Raw genomic sequence first — 20,588 nt, 5'->3', positions numbered from 1 at the left:
ATGACGGACGGATCCGCCCCGCGGCCCGTCGATCAGGCCGCCACCGCGCCGTCCGCACGCGATCCGCGGGTCAGCCGCCGATACGACACATGCCACAGCCACTCGAGCGGGCCCCGCGTCCAGCGCCGCTGCCACACGTGGCAGAACAGCATCACGCCGGTCGCGACCAGCAGGTAAATACCCACCGTGGCCGATACCGACCACGCGTCCGGCACGCGTCGCGCCAGCCCCAGGCCCCAGTCGTAGCAGAGCGCCGACGCCAGCAGGTTCTGCAGCACGTAGCCGGTCAGGGCCATGCGACCCACCTCGGCCAGGCGGCGCCCGAACACACCCGGCTGCGGACGGCGGTGGAAGGCCTCGGCCACCGCCGCGAGCACGCCCATCGCGACGAACGGCGCCGTGCCGTAGCGGCCGGCCATGATGCCGGCATCGCCGCCGAACACGCCCAGCGCCATGTCGAGAGGCCACGCGATGCCGAGCCCCACAGCCATCAGCCAGCGGCGAAGGCGCGCACCGCGCGCCTCGAACACGCCCGCATCGAGCAGCCGCGCACCCAGCAGGAACAACGCCACGCTCATCGGCGCGATGAAGAACATCTCTGCGCGGAACAGCCAGACGTGCTCGATGCGCAGCAGCACCATGTCCCACCAGCCCGACACAGCGACGCTTGCCGACACCGCCTGCTCTGCGGCCATCTGATCGCCCCACACGGCCATCGCGAGGACCAGCACCCCCAACAGCATGAAATGCACGCTGGCAGCGACGGCCAGCCATGCCGTCCTGCCGCGCGCGCCGTGTTTCAGCATGAAGGCCACGACCACCGAGGTGAGCGCGTAGCCCATCAGCACGTCGAATTCGACGACGAACAGATAGTTCAGCACGCCATCGACGAACAGCAGCGCGGCGCGCACCAGGTAGGGTCCGGGCCAGCGGATTCCCGCGGCGATCGCGGACCGCTGCTGCAGGGCGATGCCCATGCCGAACAGCAGCGCCAGCAGCCCGAGGAACTTGCCCTGGGTCAGTTGCTGCAGGGCAAGCACGCCCCAGTGCATGCCGTTCGATTGGCCCCAGCCGGACTCCATGTAGCCGAGCAATCCGCCCGGGGACATGAAGATCCAGATGTTGGTGCCCAGCGTGCCGAGGATGGCGATGCCACGCAGCACGTCGAGCACGGTCAGGCGGTCATGCGGCGGCATCCTGCGTCCTTGCGTGGGCGAGATCCGAGTTTACGGCGGATCCCGCGCCTGCCGCGCGGTCAGATCTCGACCTGCGCGCCCAGTTCCACCAGCCGGTTGCCGGGAATGCGGAAGAAGCCGGTCGCCGGTGCGGCGTTGCGGTGCATCGCGGCGAACAGCTTGTCGCGCCAGATCGGCATGCCGCCCTGGCGACGCGCCACCACCGTCTCGCGGCTGGCGAAGTACGTGGTCTCCATCGGATCGAAGTACACGCCGCCCTGGTCGCACGAGCCCATCAGCGCCTGCGGCACGTCCGGCGTCTCGGCGAAGCCGTAGCTGATGACCACGCGGTAGAAGTCGTCGCCGATCGGATCGATCTTCAGCCGCTTCTTCTTCGGTGCGTACGGCACGGTCAGCGTCTCGACCGTCAGGAACACGTTGCGCTCGTGCAGCACCTTGTTGTGCTTGAGGTTGTGCAGCAGCGCGTGCGGCACCACGCCCTTGTCGGCGGTCAGGAAAATCGCCGTGCCCGGCACGCGCACCGGCGGCGCCAGCATCAGGCCGGGCAGGAAGGTATCCAGCCGGATGCCTTCCTTCTGCACTTCGCCATGCAGCAGCTCGCGGCCGCGACGCCAGGTGCGCATCATGGTGAAGGCGGTGATGCCGATGAACAGCGGCGCCCACGCGCCGATGCCTGTCAGCAGCTTGGCCCCGTTGGCGAACAGGAAGGCCAGGTCGATCAGCAGGAACACCGCGCACAGCGGCAACACCCACTTGCGCGAATCCGGCCAGCGCGTGTACGCCACGATCGCCAGCAGCAACGTATCGATCAGCATGGTGCCGGTCACCGACAGGCCGTAGGCCGTGGCCAGCGCGCCGGAACTCTGGAAGCTCAGCACCAGCACGATCACCGCGATGTACAGCACCCAGTTGACCGACGGCACGTAGATCTGGCCGATGGTGTCCTTGGAGGTGTACTTGATGTGCAGGCGCGGCAGGTAGCCCAGCTGGATGGCCTGGCGCGTGACCGAGAACGCGCCGGTGATGACGGCCTGCGAGGCCACCGCGGCGGCGGTGGTCGCCAGCACCAGCATCGGGATCTGCGCCCAGTCGGGGATGGACAGATAGAACGGGTTGGCCACCGCTTCGGGGTGGCGCAGCAGCACGGCGCCCTGGCCGTAGTAGTTCAGCACCAGCGCCGGCAGCACGAAACCGAACCAGCCCCAGCGGATCGGCCGCTTGCCGAAGTGGCCCATGTCCGCGTACAGCGCTTCGCCGCCGGTCACCGTCAGCACCACCGCGCCGAGGATCAGCACCGCATGCCAGTCGTGGGTCACGAAGAAGTGCCACGCCCAGTACGGATTCAGCGCCGCCAGCACCGAGGGGTTCTGGGCGATGTTGTAGAGGCCGAAGCTGGCCAGCACGATGAACCACACGATCATCACCGGGCCGAAGGCCTTGCCGACCTTCGCGGTGCCGAAGCGCTGGAAGGCGAACAGGCCGGTCAGGATCACCAGGCTGATCGGCACCACCCACTGCTTGAACACCGGCGACACCACTTCCAGGCCCTCGACCGCGCCCAGCACGGTGATGGGCGGCGTGATCATGCCGTCGCCGAAGAACAGCGCCGCGCCGAAGATGCCGAGGATGCCGACCGTGTAGCTCATGCGCGAGCCCTTGGCCAGGCTGCGCTGCGCCAGCGCGGTGAGCGCCATGATGCCGCCCTCGCCTTCGTTGTCGGCGCGCATGATGACGATGACGTACTTCAGCGTCACCACCAGCAGCAGCGACCAGAAGCCCAGCGACAGCAGGCCACGGACGGTGTCCGGATCCGGCGTCAGGCCGAAGTGCGGGTGGAACATCTCCTTGATGGTGTACAGCGGGCTGGTGCCGATGTCGCCGAACACCACGCCGACCGCACCGGCCACCAGCGCGACCATGCCCGCCTGCGAATGACCGTGCTGGCCGGCGTTGCCGGACGGGGCTTGGGAAGAATGTGGGGTGGACATGGCGGCCGGCAGGGTAGCGCTGGGAAAGTGAAGGGATGCTCTAGGGCAACGGTCAGCGCAGCGCCGACTGCAGCGCCTTGCGGATGATCGTGGCCGCATCGTCGCCGGGCGCGGTGGCGTCGCGCGCCATCCGGGTGGCTTCGGCCGGCTTGTAGCCCAACTGCTGCAACGCGCTGGTGGCCTCGGACTGCGGGTCGGCCGGCAACGCGGTGATGCCGCCCACGCCGGTGCCCATCAGGTCCGCCGCGCGGTCGCGCAGTTCCACCACCATGCGCTCGGCGGTCTTCTTGCCGATGCCGGGGATGCGCGTCAGCGCGGTGATGTCGCCGGCCTGCACCATGCGCGCGAACTCGTCCACGCTGGCGCCGGACAGCACCGCCAGCGCGATCTTCGCGCCGATGCCGGTGACCTTCTGCACGTCGCGGAACAGCCGCCGCTCGCCCTCGCGCAGGAAGCCGTACAGCGACACGCTGTCTTCCTTCTGCGCGTAGTGGGTGAACAGCAGCACCTCGCGACCGACATCCGGCAGGTCGTAGAACGTACTCATCGGCGCTTCCAGCTCGTAGCCCACGCCACCCACGTCGATCACCAGCCAGGGCGGCGACTTGTACGCCAGGATGCCGCGCAGACGTCCGATCATGGTGTCGCCCTCCGGGCGCGGGAATGGGGAATGGGGAATAGGGAATCGTGCGGGCTATCGTTCACCGGCAGACGGACGGGCTCGGCGCTTTTACCATTCCCCATTCCCGATTCCCGATTCCCGGTCCCCATCACTTCCTGCTCCATGCCAATTGCGAACCCACGCCCAGCCGCTGGGCGGTGGCGCGCACGTGCGCGTGTGTGATGGCCACGGCCAGTGCGTCGGCGGCATCGGCCTGCAGTTTGCCCTGCAGGTTGAGCAGCAGGCCGACCATGTGCTGGATCTGGGATTTCTCGGCGCTGCCACGGCCGACCACGGCCAGCTTCACCTGCGTCGCGGCGTACTCGTGCACCGGCAGGTCGCGCAGCACGACGGCACTGATGGCGGCGCCACGCGCCTGCCCCAGTTTCAGCGCCGAATCGGGATTGCGGGCCATGAACACCTTCTCGATGGCCACTTCATCCGGTTGCCAGGTGGCGATGGCCTCGCCCAGACCGTCGAGCAACCGCCGCAATCGCAACGGGAAATCGCCATCGCCCAGCAGCACCAGCGGCGCATGGTAGACATGCGTGGTCTTGCCGGCGGCGTCGACATCGATGATGCCGATGCCGGTGCGCTGCGAGCCGGGATCGATGCCGAGGATGCGGGTCATTCCGCGGGAATGGGGAATGGGGAATGGGGAATCGCGGATACGAGGAACAGGGCTCGGGAACAGCGCTTCCGCCATTCCCGATTCACCATTCCCGATTCCCGCCGCTCAGGCATACACATCCGCGCCCAGTTCGGCGTTGGAATAGACGTTCTGCACGTCGTCCAGGTCTTCCAGCATGTCGAGCAGCTTCTTCACCTGCAGGGCGGTGTCGCCCTCCACGCGGATGTCGTTGTCGGCGCGGTAGGTGATCTCGGCATGGTCGGGCGCCAGGCCGGCGGCCGTCATCGCGTCCTTCACGGCCTGGAAGGCGTCGGGGGCGGTGACCACGTCGATCGAGCCGTCGTCCGGATAGACCACGATGTCGTCGGCGCCGGCTTCGATGGCGGCTTCGGTGATCCGGCTTTCAAAGGATGACGCATCATCGGCGCCCGGCGCGTAGCTCAGCACGCCCAGCCGCTTGAACATGAAGGCCACCGAGCCTTCCGTACCCATGTTGCCGCCATGCTTGCCGAACGCATGGCGCACTTCGGCCACGGTGCGCACGCGATTGTCGGTCAGGCAGTCGACGATCACCGCGACACCGCCCGGCGCGTAGCCCTCGTAGCGGATCTCCTCGAAGACCACGCCTTCCAGCTCACCGGTCGCCTTCTTGATGGCGCGCTCGATGACGTCCTTCGACATGTTGGCCGACAGGCCCTTGTCCACCGCCGCACGCAGGCGCGGGTTGTTGGCCGGCTCGCCGCCGCCGGCGCGTGCCGCCACGCCGATCTCGCGGATGATCTTGGTGAAGATCTTGCCGCGCTTGGCGTCAGTGGCGTTCTTGCGGGCTTCGATGGACGGGCCTCTGCCCATGGTGACTTCCGGAGTGCACTGACAAGGGCGCGGATTATACGCGCCCCCGTGCAGCCGTCATTCTTGGCCCTGGAAACGGCCAGCGCGCAGGAAGTGCGCGGCCTGGCGCGCGGCGGCGGCGGAGAACACCAGCCCGGTGTGACTGGCCGGCACGATGCAGTGCGCCGCCAACCCCGGCAGGCGGGTTTCATCCAGCCCCACCGTGCCGTCCGATTCGCCGTCGAAGCGCGCGAACAGCCGGCCGAGGCCGCGCGCCACGTTGCCGGCCACCATGCCGACGGGCACCGTTCCGGCCCAGGGCGGACACCCCGCCTGCAGCAACGCACCGCTGCGGCCCAGCACCGGCGCGGTCCACCGTCGCTGGCCCAGGCTGCGGGCGGCATGGCTGCCGCACAGCGGCGAACCCAGGCAGACCATGCGCTGCACCGGCAGGTCCGGTGCGCGTCGCAGCGCCTCCAACCCGATCAAGCCGCCCAGGCTGTGGCCTACGAGATGCAGCGGAGGCGAACTCTGCAATCGTTCGATCAGCGCCGCGATGGCCGGCTCCGGCCCGCCCAGGATGCTGGGATAACCGAACACCTCTACGTCGAAGCCTTCACGGCGCAGCCGGCGTGCGAGCGGGGTCAGCCACGATTTCGCGTTCCAGATGCCGTGCACGAGCAGGATGCGCGTCGTGGGTTCTTGCGGTTCCGTCATGCGCGGCAGTGTGGGCGAAGCCGCAGCGCCGTGCCAGCGCCGCTCACTGCGTGGCCTGCTGCCGCTTCCACTCGCGCGGCGAGACGCCGCTGTGCGCCTTGAAGGCGCGCGACAGCGCCGCCTCGCTGCCGTAGCCCACGTCCGACGCCACCACCTTCAGCGGCTTGCCATGCCGCAGCGCCTGCTGCGCCAGACCCACGCGCCAGCCCTGCAGGTACTGGCCCGGCGTGATGCCGAGCGCCTCGCGGAAGTGGGTGGCGAACACGCTGCGCGACATGCCGGCGACGCGCGCCAGTTCGTCCAGCGTCCAGTCCTTCGCCGGTGCCTCGTGCATGGCCACCACTGCGTTGCGCAGGCGCGGATGCGACAGGCCGGCGAGCATGCCGCCTTTCACCTCGCCGGCTTCCATCAGCTGGCGCAGCACCTGGATCATCACCACCTCGAACAGGCGGTTGACCAGCGCGGTGCGTCCGCAGCGCTGGGTGAAGGCCTCCTCGAACAGCAGCGCCAGCACGTCCTGTGCGCCGTGCAGGCTGTCCAGCGGCAGGCAGACCACGTCCGGCAGCGCGGCACTGATCGGGCTCTGCGCGCCGCCTTCGAAGCGCACGTTGGCGCAGGCCATGTCGGCGCCGCGCGCGTCGTCGCTGACGAAGCGGTGGGTCAGCGCACGCGGGTAGAGCAGCAGGCTGGGCGCGTCGATGCGCAGCGAGGTATTCCCGTGGAACACCTCCAGTGGGCCGCGCTGGATCAGGTGCAGCTGGCCGACGCCGGGCTCCGCTTCCAGCGTGTTGATGCCGCACAGCGCCCCCGCGTGGAACACCTGCGCGGTCACCGAGAAACGCTCCAGCAGGACGGCGAGCCGGTCGACCATGTCGGAACTCCTGATCAAGTTTTCAGGATTCTACATCACCCCACGTCCCGACCGGCGGCGCAAAGTACACCTCGCCGGACGGCCACCCGCCGGACCCTACCACCCACCAAGGAAACCGCCATGTCCATCGAAAAGATCCTCTACACCGCCACCGCCACCGCCTCCGGCGGCCGCGAAGGCCAGGCCACCTCGTCCGACGGCGTGCTGGACGTCAAGCTCTCCACCCCGCGCGAGCTGGGCGGCGGCGGCGGCGACGGCACCAATCCGGAGCAGTTGTTCGCGGCCGGCTACTCGGCCTGCTTCCTCGGCGCGCTGAAGTTCGTCGCCGGCAAGCAGAAGGTCGCCCTGCCCCCCACGACCACCGTCACCGGCAAGGTCGGCATCGGCCAGATCCCCACCGGCTTCGGCATCCAGGCCGAACTGACCATCGCCGCGCCGGGCGTCGATCGCTCCCAGCTGCAGGCCCTGGTCGACGCCGCCCACATCGTCTGCCCCTACTCCAACGCCACGCGCGGCAACATCGACGTGACGCTGGTGATCGCCGACTGACCCTCCTTGCCGACCCACCCCTTCCTACAGGAACCGACACCATGAACGTCCTCACCCGCACCCTCGCCGCCACCGTCCTGGCCGTCGCCACCCAGGCCAGCTTCGCCGCGCAACCCACCACCGCACCGGTCGCCGTCGAACGCACCGCCAGCACCCTCACCACCGCCGACGGCGTGCAGCTGTACTACAAGGACTGGGGCCCGAAGAACGGCCCGGTCGTGACCTTCAGCCACGGCTGGCCGCTGTCCTCGGACAGCTGGGAATCGCAGATGATCTTCCTGGCCTCCAAGGGCTACCGCGTGGTTGCCCATGACCGCCGCGGCCACGGCCGCTCCAGCCAACCCTGGGACGGCAACGACATGGACCACTACGCCGACGACCTGGCCACCGTGATCAACACGCTGGACCTGAAGGACGTCACCCTGGTGGGCTTCTCCACCGGCGGCGGCGAAGTGGCCCGCTACATCGGCCGCCACGGTACGGACCGGGTGAAGAAGGCCGTGCTGATCAGCGCCGTACCCCCGCTGATGCTGAAGACCGCCGACAACCCGGGCGGCCTGCCGATCGAAGTGTTCGATGGCATCCGCAAGGGATCGCTGGACAACCGCTCGCAGCTCTACCTCGACATCGCCTCGGGCCCGTTCTACGGCTTCAACCGCCCGGGTGCCAAGGCCTCGCAGGGCCTGATCGACAGCTGGTGGGCCCAGGGCATGCAGGCAGGCCACAAGAACACCTACGACTCCATCGCCGCGTTCTCCGCCACCGACTTCCGCAGCGACCTGAAGAAGTTCGACATCCCGACCCTGGTCATCCACGGCGACGACGACCAGATCGTCCCCATCGACGCCTCCGGCAAGGCCTCGGCCGCCCTGATCAAGAACGCCCAACTGCTCGTCTACCCCGGCGCACCGCACGGCCTGACCGACACGCACAAGGACCGCGTCAACCAGGACCTGCTGAGCTTCCTGCAGAAGTAATTCCAGCACACGGACAAAGCGACGGCCGCATCTGCGGCCGTCTGCTTTTGATCGTCAGGGGTTCTCGGAACAACTCAGCGTTGGTTCGTCGTCCCCGCGAAGGCGGAAACCCAGTGTCTTTGCTCTCCATGGCCTGAAGTCACTGGGTCCCCGCCTTCGCGGGGATGACGGCAGTTGCTCAGCCCTTATTGGCGACCCCAATGCGCCAGCGAGCCACCAGACCCGGAGGGCGGCGGACAAGGATGTCCGCCGTTTTCCGCTGACAGCGATCTTCTGAACAACTTGGCTTTTGCTCGTCGTTCCCGCGGTTTCAACAGACGCACGTCTGGTCAAGCGGGAACCCAAGGACTTTGCTTTTGAAGGCGTAAAGTCGCTGGGTCCCCGCCTTCGCGGGGATGACGGCAGTTATCCCGATCTTCCTTCGCCGCACCGATGCGCCAGCGAGCCCGCAAGACCCGGAGGGTGGCGGACAAGGATGTCCGCCGTTTTCCGCCTCGCCAGGATGGCGAGTCGGAAAATCCCGATAGCAGCGAAGTCATGGGATTGCTTCGTCGGGGAATGGCCTTTCTTTTGGTGACTTTTCTTTGGCCAGACAAAGAAAAGTTACCCGCTAGGCCGAAGGGCTAGCGGAACGCTTTTGAAGTCAGACCCTGGCCGAAGCATCCCGCCGCAGGATGAACTCATCATCCAGCGTCTTCCCCACCGGAAACTTGTACTCACCCACCCGCACAAACCCCTGCCGCGCATAGAACCGCTGCGCCCCGAAATTCTCCGACCACACCCCGATCCACAGCGTCCGCGGCCCGTCCCGCAACAACCAACGCTCGACCTCGTCGAACAGCTTCCCGCCCCACCCACCGTTCTGGTGCGACGCCAGCACGTACAACCGCTTCAACTCGCCATCGCCCGCCCGCACCTGCGGATGCGGCAATCCGCACGGCCCGGCAGCGGCATGACCCACGGCCACGCCGTCGTCTTCCAGCAGCCACACCGCATAGTCCGGATGCGAAAGGATGGTCCGCTGCTTGCCCACCTCGTAGGCATCGGCGAGGAACGCGGACAGGTCTTCGGCCGGATACAGATGACCGAAAGTCTCGGTGAAGGTGCGCGACGCCAGGTCGGACAGGAGGCTGGCGTCATCGACGGTGGCGCGGCGGATCCGCACGCTCACGCGTCCTCGTCTTCCTCGTCGCCTTCCTCCGACTCGTCTTCCTCGTCGGAATCCTCGTCTTCTTCCTCTTCGTACTCTTCTTCGTCTTCTTCTTCGTAATCGTCTTCGCCGAAATCCTCGCCGTCCCAGCGGCCCTGGCCGTCCGGCACGAAGGTCACCGCCATCGCCGCCGGCGACGTGCCCACGCGCACCAGCCAGCCACCGAACACGCGCGCGCGCTCGGTCACCAGCGCCGCATCGGCACCTTCATTGCCCAGGCGTTCCCATTCCAGCGAAAAAGCAAACTCGGTCATTGCGTGGTTCTCTCGATCAGTCTTTCTTCGGACGCACTTGGATATGCACTTCCGCCAGTTGCTCGTCCGGAATCGGCGACGGCGCGCCGGTCATCAGGCATTGCGCGCTGGTGGTCTTGGGGAACGGGATGACGTCGCGGATCGACTCGGTGCCCGCCATCAGCGCGGCGATGCGGTCGATGCCGAAGGCGATGCCACCGTGCGGCGGCGCGCCGAAGCGCAGCGCGTCCAGCAGGAAGCCGAACTTCGCTTCCGCCTCTTCCGCGCCGATGCCGAGCAGCTCGAACACCGCACTCTGCATCTCGGGACGGTGGATACGGATGGAGCCGCCGCCGATCTCGTTGCCGTTCAGCACCATGTCGTAACCGCGCGACACCGCGGTCTTGGCATTGGCACGCAGGTCGGCGATATCGTCCACCGCCGGCGCGGTGAAGGGGTGATGCAGGGCGACGTAGCGCTTCGCCTCATCGTCCCACTCGAACATGGGGAAGTCGGTGACCCACAGCGGCTTCCAGCCTTCCTGCACCAGGCCGAAATCCTTGCCGGCCTTCAGCCGGACCGCGCCCATGAAGTCGGAAACCTTGTTGTAGCCGCCGGCACCGAAGAAAGCGATATCACCTGGAGCCATGCCCACTGCATCAATCAGTGCGGTCATCTGCTCAGGCGTGAAGAATTTGAGCAAGGGAGAACTAATTTCTCCTCCGCCGGTCGAGCCTGCGGGAGTTTGCCCAAACTTGATGTAAGCCAGACCCTTGGCACCGTACTTGGCGGCGTGCGCGGCGTACTCGTCGATCTGCTTGCGGCTCAGCGACGCACCGCCGGGAATGCGCAGCGCCACCACGCGGCCGTCCGGATCGTTGGCGGCGGCGGTGAACACGGCAAACTCGCTGGTCTTCACCAGCTCGGCCACGTCGACCAGTTCCAGGCCGATGCGCAGATCCGGCTTGTCCGAACCGTAGCGACGCATCGCCTCGGCCCAGGTCAGGCGCGGGAACGAGGCGTCGAGTTCGACGTCCATCACGTCCTTGAAGATGTCGCGGATCATGCCTTCCACGGCGTCCTGCACGTCGCGCTCGCGCACGAAGGCGAACTCCATGTCGAGCTGGGTGAATTCCAGCTGGCGATCGGCGCGCAGCGCTTCGTCGCGGAAGCAGCGCGCGATCTGGTAGTAACGGTCGAAGCCGGCCACCATCAGGATCTGCTTGAACAGCTGGGGCGACTGCGGCAGCGCGTAGAACTCGCCCGGATGCATGCGCGCCGGCACCAGGAAGTCGCGCGCGCCTTCCGGCGTGGCCTTGGTGAGGATCGGCGTTTCGATGTCCTGGAAGCCGCGCGCGTCCAGCCAGCGGCGCAGCGCCTGCACCAAGCGGATGCGGGTGCGCTGCTTGCGCTGCATGTCGGCGCTGCGCAGGTCCAGGTAGCGGTACTTGAGGCGGATGTCCTCGCCCGGGTTCTCGTGGTGGTGGAACGGCAGCGGCTCGGCCTTGTTGAGCACGGTGATGCGGGTGGCGATCACCTCCACCTTGCCGGTGCGGATCTTGTCGTTCACCGCATGGCGGGCGCGCACCACGCCTTCGACCTGCAGCACGTCCTCGTAGCCCAGGCCGGCGGCGACGGCGAACACCTCGGCGTTGTCGGGTTCGACGGTGACCTGCACGATGCCCTCGTGGTCGCGCAGATCGATGAAGCAGACGCCGCCGAGGTTGCGGGCAACGTCGGTCCAGCCGCACAGGGTCACGGTCTGGCCGGTCATGGCCTCGTCGACGAGGCCGCAGAAATGGGTACGCATGGGGGCTCCACAGGGTCGTCCGGCCGGGGCCGGAAGGGTTGCGACGGCACGAGCCGTCCTAGCCCGCTAGTTTAACCCGTCCCCTCCCCGCCCTCTGCCCCGGATTAACATTCCCGGCGTATGCTGGCGGCTCCCCAGGAGGGCGCCGCCATGAAGAAGCCGTTGTTGCAGTCCGTTTTCGTACTGTTGCTGGCCTTGATGGCCAGTTCCACCGCGTTCGGCCAGGCCAACCAACGGGCCTACGCGCCCGAGAACCTCCGCACGCTGTCGGTGCAGGACCAGACCCGGGTCATCAGCCTGGAGTATTCGGAACAATCCCGCGGCCGCCGCATTCCCGACGACCAGCTGCGCTTCTACCTGGACCAGGTCAACCGCTCCAACTGGACCTTCAGCCGCATCAAGCAGGACATCGCCCAGTCGCTCGGCGGCAACAACGGCGGCTGGAATCCCAATCCGCCGCCCACCGGCGGCCAGGTCACCTGCGAGAGCAAGGACAACCGCCGCCGCGAATGCCGGACCGGCTTCCGCCGCAACGCGGTGCTGGTACAGAACCTGTCCGACACGCGCTGCGTGGAAGGCCAGAACTGGGGCAGCGGCAACGGCATCGTGTGGGTCGACCGCGGCTGTCGCGGCCGCTTCGCGGAAGGCACCTCCGGCGGTGGCTGGGGCGGCGGCAACGGCGGCGTGGTGACCTGCGAGAGTGCGAACGGCGCCTATCGCGAGTGCCGCACCAACTTCCGCGGACGTGCGGTGGTACAGCGCAACCTGTCCTCGACCCGCTGCAGCGAGAACCAGAACTGGGGCCAGCGCCAGGGCATGATCTGGGTGCGCGGCGGCTGCCGGGCCGAATTCCGCGACTCGGGCAATGGCTGGGGTGGCGGTGGCGGTGGCAACAGCGGCTACACCATCACCTGCAGCAGCGACGACGACCGCCGCAAGACCTGCGCCTACGACCCGCGCCAGGGCCGGCCGATCCTGCAGCAGCAGCTGTCCAATGCCAGCTGTCGCGAAGGCTACAGCTGGGGCTACACCGGCACCCAGGTGTGGGTGGACCGCGGTTGCCGCGGCCGCTTCGGACCGCGCTGAATCCGGGGCGTTAGCGCTGGGCCCCGCTCCGACCCGTCATCCCGGCGAACGCCGGGACCCAGCGGCTTGCTTCGATGGAATTGCACGGCAGGGGGTCGCGCGCGCGGCGCACGCTACGGGCGGTACGCTGGATCTCGCCTTGACCCGTCATCCCGGCGCAGGCCGGGACCCAGCGGCTTGCTTCGATGGAATTGCACGGCAGGGGGTCGTGCGCGCGGCGCGCGCTACGGGTCGGTAACGCCGGATGCCGACCCGGACCCGTCATCCCGGCGGACGCCGGGACCCAGCGACTTGCTTCACCCGAGTTGGACGACAGGACGGATAGCCAACATCCAATTGGGTCCCAGCTTTCGCTGGGACGACGAAAGTCAGCGCCAACTCAACGCCGTCGTCCCAGCGAAAGCGGGGACCCATTGCGGCGCTTGCTCGCACGCATCAGACGGTGAAGCCTGGTCCTCACCCGCCCTCGCTGCTACCCCACGGCGCCGGCGGCAGTGCCACCGGCGTGGTCAGGTCGAACTCCACCCGGAACAACCGTCCGTTCGGCCGGCTCAGTTCGTAGACGAAGGTCTTTGCCGGCACCAGTTCCATCGCCCAGGTGTTGGTGACCGAGGCCGCCAGGCCTTCGCGCTGGAACATGGCCACCGACTCGGCATCCACCGGGAACGCCTGCCGCTGCGCGGTGCCCGCATCCGCCGTGTCGCCGCCGTACATGGTCACCGCATCCGGACTGCCGTCCTCGTGGCGATGATCGTGTTTCAGCCGCAGGCCCGCTGCGGTCCGCGTCAGCACCCACGTGCGCGAGTGGTCGTCGCCGACATGGAACGGCACGCGGATCTCCTGCGTCGGCGCATCGCAACCGCGCACATGCATCACCAGCGTCTTGCCCTCGAACGGATCGGGCGCGGTCGAGGCGGGCTGGTTGGCGGTGATTCGGCCGGCGTACGCTTTGCCGCAATGCTGTGCAAGCGCGGCGAGGAAGGCATCAGCCGGTGCCGGCGGTGAAACATCCGCGGTCGATGTGGCGCAGCCCGCGGCGAGCAGCACGGCAAGCGCAATCAGGGGGTTCTTCATGGCATCCCTTCGTGGCAGGAAGGGATGCACCTTACACCGCCGGGGTCAGCTGGAAGACGCCGACGACGGCGTCGCCGGTTTGGCTTCGGTTTTCGCCGGCGTGCTTTCCATCTTCGCCGGCGACGACTCGGCGGGCTTGGACTCGCTGGAAGGCTTGGCGCCCTCGCCACCGTCGGCCAGATTGCGCTTCTTGTCGCCGTCCTTCTTGAAGTCGGTTTCGTACCAGCCGCTGCCGGCCAGACGGAACGACGGCGCCGTCAGCTGCCGCTTCACCGCCTGCGCACTGCAGGCCGGGCAGGTATCGGGATCCGGATCGGAGAGCTTCTGCAGGCGGTCGAAACTGTGGCCGCACTGGGTGCATTCAAAGGCGTAGATGGGCATGGCAGGTTGCGGGGCAGAGTGAACCGGGAGGTGTCTGGGGTCGGCGGACGCCGGAATCAAGCCTCATCGTACAGCGCCGACCAGGCCTCCTCGGCCTTGGCGAGTTGCTGCTGCAAGGCCTCGCGGTCGCGGCCCAGGCGGGCGGCGAGATCGGTGTCGGCGTAGCTCTTCGGATCGGCGAGCTGTGCGTCCACGTCGGCCAGTTTGGCTTCCAGTTCGGCGACCTTGGCTTCGGCGGCCGCGAGTTTGACCGGGTTGATCTTGCGCGCGGGGGCCGGCGCAGGCTTCGGCGGCGGCGCGGGCTCGCTGCGCAGCGGCTTGCTGCCCTGCGCGGAGGCGCGGGTGCGCAGCCAAGCGGCGTATTCGTCCAGGTCGCCGTCGAACGGTTCGACCACGCCATCGGCCACGCGCCAGAACGTGTCGCAGACCAGGCCGATCAGGTGGCGGTCGTGGCTGACCATCACGATGGCGCCGTCGAAGTCGCTGAGCGCTTCGGCCAGCGCTTCGCGCATTTCGAGGTCGAGGTGGTTGGTGGGTTCGTCGAGCAGCAGCACGTTCGGCTGCTGCCAGGCGATCAGCGCCAGCGCCAGCCGCGCGCGCTCGCCGCCGGAGAAGCCGTCGACCGGCTCGAACGCGCGGTCGCCGGGGAAATTCCACTTGCCCAGGAAGTCGCGGAACGACTGGTTGCTGGCATCCGGCGACAGGTCGCGGAAGTGGTCCATCGGCGACTGCCCTTCATGCAGCGACTCAACCGTGTGCTGCGCGAAGTAGCCGATGCGCAGGTCCGGGTGCGCCATTCGGTCGCCCGTCATCGGGGGCAGTTCACCTACCAGTGTCTTCACCAGCGTGGTCTTGCCGGCGCCGTTGGGGCCGAGCAGGCCGATGCGCTGGCCGGCCTCCAGGCCGAAGCCGACGTTGTGCAGGATCACCGCGTCGCCGCCGTAGCCGGCTTCCACATGGTTCAGGCGGATCAGCGAGAACGGCAGCTTGGCCGGCGGGGCGAACTCGATGCGGAACTCGCGCTCGGCGCGCACCGCCTCGGTGCCGGCCAGCTTGGCCAGGCGCTTCATGCGACTCTGCGCCTGCGCGGCCTTCGAGGCCTTGGCCTTGAAGCGGTCGATGAAGCTCTGCAGGTGCGCGCGTTCGGCCTGTTCCTTCTCGTGCGCGATCTGCTGCTGGCGCAGCTGTTCGGCGCGCTGGCGCTCGAAGTCGGTGTAGCCACCGGTGTACAGCTTGGCGCCGCCGCCATGCAGGTGCAGCGTGTGGGTGGCGACGTTGTCGAGGAACTCGCGGTCGTGCGAGATGAGCAGCAGCGTGCCGGGGTATTTCAGCAACCACTGTTCGAGCCACAGCACCGCGTCCATGTCGAGGTGGTTGGTGGGTTCGTCAAGCAGCAGCAGGTCGCTGGGCATCATCAGTGCGCGCGCCAGGTTCAGGCGCACGCGCCAGCCGCCGGAGAACGACGACACCGGCCGGTGGTGCGTGTCGGCCGGGAAGCCCAGGCCGTGCAGCAGCTTGCCGGCGCGCGCCTCGGCGTCGTAGGCGCCGAGTTCGGCCATCTTCTGGTGCGCGTTGGCCACGGCCTCCCAGTCTTCGCGCGCGCTGGCATCGGCTTCGGCCTGCAGCACCGCCGCGACCTCGGTGTCGCCGCCCAGCACGAAGGTCAGCGCCGGATCGGGCAGCGAGGGGGTTTCCTGCGCCACGCTGGCGATGCGCACCTTGCCGGGCAGGTCCAGGTCGCCCTTGTCGGCCTCCAGTTCGCCCTGCACGGCGGCGAACAGGCTGGACTTGCCGGCGCCATTGCGGCCGACCACGCCGACGCGGTACCCCGCATGCAGGGTGAGGTCGACGTTGGACAGCAGCAGACGCTCGCCGCGGCGGAGCGCGAAATTACGAAGGGCGATCAAGAAACAACCTACGGGGATTTGGGGGAAGCGGCCGCGTAGTTTATCGGTACGGGGCCGCCTCACAGTTGTTAAGAATCCATTGACATCCATGTCATCCGGCGGTAACAAAGACATTGCTGCGTCGCACAAAACTGATTTCACCCGTAACTTTCGCCCTGTGTCGACCCGCCCGCTGCGCCGTCCACACCTTCCGCTGGAGCCATCATGACCCGCACGCTTTCGCCCCTCGCCTTCGCCATCGCCCTTGCGCTCGCCGCTCCTGCCGCCCTGGCGCAGGAAACCCGCGCGACCGAGGCGCAGACCCTCGACACCCTGATCGTCACCGGCACCCGCGTGGCCGACCGCACGGTCGCCGAATCCACCGCGCCGATCGACATCATCACGCCCGACGTCCTGGAATCCACCGGCACGGTGGAACTGGCGACGGCGCTGTCGCGCGCGGTGCCTTCGCTCAACTTCCCGCGTGCCGCGATCAACGACGGCACCGATGCCATGCGTCCGGCGCAGCTGCGCGGCCTGGCCCCCGACCACACGCTGGTGCTGGTCAACGGCAAGCGCTACCACCCCGGCGCGCTGGTCAACGTCAACGGCAGCCAGGGCCGCAGCTCGTCGCCGGTGGATCTGAACTCGATCCCGATCTCCGCCATCGAGCGCGTGGAAGTGCTGCGCGACGGCGCCTCGGCGCAGTACGGCTCCGATGCGATCGCCGGCGTGATCAACATCGTGCTGAAGAGCGCCGGCAATGGCGGCAGCGTCAGCGTGACCGGCGGCGGTTACAGCGCCGGTGATGGTCGCCAGTACCAGGCGCTGGCCGATGCCGGCTTCACGCTCGGCGAGCGCGGCAAGGTGCATTTCGCCGCGCAGACCGGCCACCAGGACCAGACCGACCGCGCCCGTCCTTTCCTGGGCACGGTGACGGCCACCAGCGCACCGGGCGGCAAGGTGGTGCAGCGCTACGGCGATCCGGAAGTCGACAACGCGTCGTTCCTCTACAACGGCGACGTCGACATCACCGACTACCTGAGCTTCTACTCGTACGCCCTGTACACGAAGCGCGAGACGCTTTCCAACGGCTTCTTCCGCCCCGCCGGCGACTCGCGCAACATTCCGTCGATCTATCCGGACGGCTTCCTGCCGCAGATCTTCAACACCTCCACCGACGTCAGCTTCTCGAACGGCATCAAGACCTCGACCGATGGCGGCACCAACATCGACATCGGCTACACCTTCGGTTCCAACGAGCTGGAATTCGACATCCGCAACACCCTCAACCGCAGCCTGGGGCCCACCTCGCCCACCCAGTTCTACGCCGGCTCGCTGGAACTCAAGCAGCACGTGCTGAACTTCGACTTCAACAAGCAGCTCGACTGGGGGCTGGCCTATCCCGTCACGCTCTCCTACGGCGCGGAGTGGCGCGGTGAGAAGTTCACCATCGGCGCGGGCGAGCCGGGCTCGTACGCCAACGGCGGCGTGCTGATCGGCGGCGCCCCCGCACCCTCCGGTGCGCAGGTGTTCCCGGGCTTCCGTCCCAGCGACAGCGGCAGCTTCGACCGCCACAACGTGTCGTTCTACGCCGGCCTGGAAGGCGACCTGACCGAGAAGCTGTCCGCCGGCGTGGCCGTGCGCTACGAGGACTACAGCGACTTCGGCGACACCACCACCGGCAAGCTGACCGGACGCTACGCCTTCAACGATGCGGTGGCCCTGCGTGCGACCGCGTCCACCGGCTTCCATGCTCCGTCGCTGCAGCAGCAGTACTACCAGACCACGTCCACCAACTTCATCGGCGGCCTGCCGTTCGACCTGGTGACGTTCCGCGTGACCAATCCCGCCGGCATCGCGCTGGGCGCCGAACCGCTGAAGGCGGAGGAATCCGACAACCTGAGCCTGGGCCTGGTGCTGACGCCGGTCGAAAACCTGTACGTGACCATCGATGCGTACCACATCAAGGTCAAGGACCGCATCACGCTGTCGGAGAACCTCACCAGCGCGGCGGTGCGCACCTACCTCAACCAGAACGGTTTCCCCGACGTGGCCGGCGGACGCTACTTCACCAACGCCCTGGACACGACCACCAAGGGCGTGGACATCGTGGGTACGTATACGTGGACGCTGGCCGCCAGCAAGCTCGACTTCACCACCGGCTACAACTACAACAAGACCTCGATCGACCGCGTGGCGGAGAATCCGGCCGCGCTGGAAGCGATCGATCCGACCGCGCTGCGTTTCGGTCGTGTCGAACTGGGTCGCTTCGAGGTGGGCGCGCCGCGCGACAAGTTCTTCCTCAACAGCATCTGGACCCGCGGCGGCTTCAGCGTCAGCGCCACCGCCACGCGCTACGGCGAGTTCACGGTCCGCAATGCCAATGCGGCGCTGGACCAGACATTCGAGCCGAAGTGGCTGCTGGACCTGGCGCTGAGCTACTCGCTCGACAGCTGGGAGTTCACCGTCGGCGGCGACAACGTGCTGGACGAGTATCCGGACGAGGTCATCTTCGCCACCTCCACCTCGGGCCAGCTGCCTTATCCGTCACAGAGTCCGTTCGGATTCAACGGCGCCTACGCGTACGCGCGCGTCGCCTACCGCTGGTAAGCGGCGAACGCCGATACGCCGCCACGACGCCCCGCCCTGCGGGGCGTCGTGCGTTGTCCGCCGGCGTCGTGTCGCCGGGTGCGCGTGTCCGTGCATGAATCCCGTATTCAATCGCGGTTTGCGGCCGGCACGCTGCATCGGCGACACTGCCGACGACACGCAGAGGAATTCCGTCGCTCGATGCACCACGATGCCGACCTGATCAATATCATCGCGGTGGGCCTGGCCCTGGCCTTCGTGCTCGGCGCGCTGGCGTACAAGCTGCGGCTGTCTCCGCTGGTCGGTTACCTGCTCGCCGGCGTCTTCGTCGGCCCGTTCACGCCAGGCTTCGTCGCCGACCAGGAACTCGCCACCCAGCTGTCCGAACTCGGCGTGATGCTGCTGATGTTCGGTGTGGGCCTGCACTTCTCGCTGGAAGATCTACTCGAGGTCAAGGCGATCGCCATTCCCGGCGCCATCGCGCAGATCGTGGTGGCCACGGCGCTGGGCTGGGCGCTGGCATGGGGCATGGGCTGGACACCGTTGAACGGCTTCGTGTTCGGCCTGGCGCTGTCGGTGGCGAGCACCGTGGTGCTGCTGCGCGCGATGGAGGACCGGCGCCTGCTGGACACGAAGCGCGGCCGCATCGCAGTCGGCTGGCTGATCGTGGAGGACATCGCGATGGTGCTGGCGCTGGTGATGCTGCCGGTGCTGGCGGAAACCTTCGGCGACACCGAAGGCGGCAAGCCCGCCAGTTTCGGCGGCTTCGCGGTCGCCATCGTGTGGACGCTGATCAAGCTGGGCGCCTTCGTCGCCTTCATGCTGCTGGTCGGCCGCCGGGTGATCCCGTGGACGCTGGAGAAGATCGCCGCCACCGGCTCGCGCGAACTGTTCACGCTGTCGGTGCTGGCCATCGCGCTGGGCGTGGCGTTCGGCTCGGCGATGATGTTCGGCGTGTCGTTCGCGCTGGGCGCGTTCTTCGCCGGCATGCTGCTCAACGAGTCGGAACTCAGCCACAAGGCGGCCAACGATTCGCTGCCGCTGCGCGACGCCTTCGCGGTGCTGTTCTTCGTCTCGGTGGGCATGCTGTTCAACCCGGCGATCCTGGTGGCGCATCCGTGGCAGGTGCTGGCCACGTTCGGCATCATCGTGCTGGGCAAGTCGGTGGCGGCGTACTACATCGTCAAGGCGTTCAAGCATCCGACCGGCACCGCGCTGACAATTTCGGTCAGCCTGGCGCAGATCGGCGAGTTCTCCTTCATCCTGGCCGCGCTGGGCGTGGCGCTGAAGATCCTGCCGCCGGAAGGCCGCGACCTGATCCTGGCCGGCTCGCTGCTGTCGATCATCGCCAATCCGTTCCTGTTCTCCTGGCTGGACCGCTGGCAGAAGAAGCAGGACGCCCTGGCGCCCGCACCGGTGGTGCCCGAAGTGGCGCCCGGGCCGTCGCTGGACATCACCGGCCACGCCATCATCATCGGCTACGGCCGCGTGGGCAGCGAACTGGCGCGCGTGCTGCGTGACCGTGGCGTGCCGCTGATCGTCATCGACGACAACGGCGACCACGTGGCACGCGCGCACGATGCCGGCATCCCCGCGATCCGCGGCAGCGCCGCCGCCGACCGCGTGCTGGCCGAAGCGCATCCCGATCGCGCCAAGATCGCCGTGCTGGCCATCCCGCAGCCGCTGGAAGCCGGTGAAGCGCTGGCCAAGCTGCGCGCGATCAATCCCTCGCTGACCCTGCTGGCGCGCGCGCACAGCGACGGCGAAGTGAAGCACCTGCTGGAGCACGGCGCCGACGGTGCCGTGCTGGCCGAGCGCGAACTGGCGTTCTCGCTGGCGGAAATGGTGATGGCGACGCCGCCGTACCGGCCGCAGCGTACGCCCGTCTGAACCGG

18 protein-coding genes are annotated in these 20,588 nt (G+C 67.8%); 5 read left to right on the top strand and 13 right to left on the bottom strand.

The genetic code is table 11. The annotated features are described in order from the left end of the window. Positions 1-32 precede the first annotated feature (32 nt). From MMG85_RS05520 to MMG85_RS05490, 7 genes are all read right to left on the bottom strand, one after another. A complete protein-coding gene (locus tag MMG85_RS05520) occupies positions 33-1,196 on the bottom strand; it encodes a DUF418 domain-containing protein (RefSeq protein ID WP_241045116.1) in 1,164 nt (387 codons plus the stop codon). A gap of 59 nt (positions 1,197-1,255) precedes the next feature. Beyond that, the gene (locus tag MMG85_RS05515) at positions 1,256-3,115 is read right to left on the bottom strand and encodes a potassium transporter Kup (RefSeq protein WP_241045133.1); all 1,860 of its coding nucleotides are present in this window, start codon (positions 3,113-3,115) and stop codon (positions 1,256-1,258) included. Positions 3,116-3,236: 121 nt separating this feature from the next. Continuing rightward, positions 3,237-3,824, bottom strand: coding sequence for a Holliday junction branch migration protein RuvA (gene ruvA, locus MMG85_RS05510; protein ID WP_241045115.1), 588 nt, complete (start codon positions 3,822-3,824; stop codon positions 3,237-3,239). Positions 3,825-3,954: 130 nt separating this feature from the next. After that, the gene (ruvC, locus tag MMG85_RS05505) at positions 3,955-4,476 is read right to left on the bottom strand and encodes a crossover junction endodeoxyribonuclease RuvC (RefSeq protein WP_241045114.1); all 522 of its coding nucleotides are present in this window, start codon (positions 4,474-4,476) and stop codon (positions 3,955-3,957) included. A gap of 105 nt (positions 4,477-4,581) precedes the next feature. Beyond that, a complete protein-coding gene (locus MMG85_RS05500; protein WP_241045113.1) occupies positions 4,582-5,328 on the bottom strand; it encodes a YebC/PmpR family DNA-binding transcriptional regulator in 747 nt (248 codons plus the stop codon). A gap of 57 nt (positions 5,329-5,385) precedes the next feature. After that, positions 5,386-6,024, bottom strand: coding sequence for an alpha/beta hydrolase (locus MMG85_RS05495; RefSeq protein ID WP_241045112.1), 639 nt, complete (start codon positions 6,022-6,024; stop codon positions 5,386-5,388). A gap of 43 nt (positions 6,025-6,067) precedes the next feature. Continuing rightward, on the bottom strand, positions 6,068-6,895 hold the full coding sequence (locus tag MMG85_RS05490) for an AraC family transcriptional regulator (RefSeq protein WP_241045111.1): 828 nt from the start codon (positions 6,893-6,895) through the stop codon (positions 6,068-6,070). 120 nt (positions 6,896-7,015) lie between these two features. Between MMG85_RS05490 and MMG85_RS05485 the strand changes: the two genes are divergently transcribed. Both MMG85_RS05485 and MMG85_RS05480 read left to right on the top strand, forming a co-directional pair. Next, the gene (locus MMG85_RS05485) at positions 7,016-7,444 is read left to right on the top strand and encodes an organic hydroperoxide resistance protein (RefSeq protein ID WP_241045110.1); all 429 of its coding nucleotides are present in this window, start codon (positions 7,016-7,018) and stop codon (positions 7,442-7,444) included. A 41-nt stretch (positions 7,445-7,485) separates the two neighbouring features. Then, positions 7,486-8,421, top strand: coding sequence for an alpha/beta hydrolase (locus MMG85_RS05480; protein WP_241045109.1), 936 nt, complete (start codon positions 7,486-7,488; stop codon positions 8,419-8,421). Positions 8,422-9,064: 643 nt separating this feature from the next. Here the strand turns inward: MMG85_RS05480 and MMG85_RS05475 are convergent. From MMG85_RS05475 to aspS, 3 genes are read right to left on the bottom strand one after another with little or no spacing between them, the layout of a single operon-like run. Beyond that, on the bottom strand, positions 9,065-9,592 hold the full coding sequence (locus tag MMG85_RS05475; protein ID WP_241045108.1) for a GNAT family N-acetyltransferase: 528 nt from the start codon (positions 9,590-9,592) through the stop codon (positions 9,065-9,067). Continuing rightward, the gene (locus tag MMG85_RS05470; protein WP_241045107.1) at positions 9,589-9,885 is read right to left on the bottom strand and encodes a DNA primase; all 297 of its coding nucleotides are present in this window, start codon (positions 9,883-9,885) and stop codon (positions 9,589-9,591) included. Before MMG85_RS05470 ends, MMG85_RS05475 begins: the two co-directional genes overlap by 4 nt. 16 nt (positions 9,886-9,901) lie before the next feature. Then, positions 9,902-11,674 carry an aspartate--tRNA ligase gene (gene aspS / locus MMG85_RS05465; RefSeq protein ID WP_241045106.1) on the bottom strand — a complete coding sequence of 591 codons (1,773 nt, stop codon included), beginning with the start codon at positions 11,672-11,674 and terminating at the stop codon, positions 9,902-9,904. A 150-nt stretch (positions 11,675-11,824) separates the two neighbouring features. Here aspS and MMG85_RS05460 point away from each other — a divergent pair, with 150 nt between their 5' ends. After that, the gene (locus MMG85_RS05460) at positions 11,825-12,760 is read left to right on the top strand and encodes a DUF3011 domain-containing protein (RefSeq protein ID WP_241045105.1); all 936 of its coding nucleotides are present in this window, start codon (positions 11,825-11,827) and stop codon (positions 12,758-12,760) included. Positions 12,761-13,216: 456 nt separating this feature from the next. On the opposite strand, the gene MMG85_RS05455 is transcribed toward MMG85_RS05460, so the two are convergent. From MMG85_RS05455 to MMG85_RS05445, 3 genes are read right to left on the bottom strand one after another with little or no spacing between them, the layout of a single operon-like run. Then, positions 13,217-13,834 carry a hypothetical protein gene (locus tag MMG85_RS05455; protein WP_241045104.1) on the bottom strand — a complete coding sequence of 206 codons (618 nt, stop codon included), beginning with the start codon at positions 13,832-13,834 and terminating at the stop codon, positions 13,217-13,219. A gap of 45 nt (positions 13,835-13,879) precedes the next feature. After that, positions 13,880-14,215, bottom strand: coding sequence for a zinc ribbon domain-containing protein (locus tag MMG85_RS05450; RefSeq protein WP_241045103.1), 336 nt, complete (start codon positions 14,213-14,215; stop codon positions 13,880-13,882). 56 nt (positions 14,216-14,271) lie between these two features. After that, positions 14,272-16,122 (bottom strand): ABC-F family ATP-binding cassette domain-containing protein, encoded by a 1,851-nt coding sequence (locus MMG85_RS05445; RefSeq protein WP_241045102.1) that lies wholly within the window; start codon positions 16,120-16,122, stop codon positions 14,272-14,274. A 204-nt stretch (positions 16,123-16,326) separates the two neighbouring features. Here MMG85_RS05445 and MMG85_RS05440 point away from each other — a divergent pair, with 204 nt between their 5' ends. Then, the gene (locus MMG85_RS05440; protein ID WP_241045101.1) at positions 16,327-18,714 is read left to right on the top strand and encodes a TonB-dependent receptor; all 2,388 of its coding nucleotides are present in this window, start codon (positions 16,327-16,329) and stop codon (positions 18,712-18,714) included. A 180-nt stretch (positions 18,715-18,894) separates the two neighbouring features. Then, complete coding sequence (gene ybaL / locus MMG85_RS05435; RefSeq protein ID WP_241045100.1) at positions 18,895-20,583, top strand: YbaL family putative K(+) efflux transporter; 1,689 nt, start codon at positions 18,895-18,897, stop codon at positions 20,581-20,583. The last annotated feature ends 5 nt before the right edge of the window (positions 20,584-20,588 follow it).

It is taken from the genome of Pseudoxanthomonas sp. LH2527 (assembly GCF_022539275.1).
In the GTDB taxonomy this organism is placed as follows: Bacteria; Pseudomonadota; Gammaproteobacteria; order Xanthomonadales; family Xanthomonadaceae; genus Pseudoxanthomonas_A.
The sequence above is the reverse complement of the archived record's forward strand: the minus strand, read 5'-3'. Positions and strand labels throughout refer to the sequence as shown.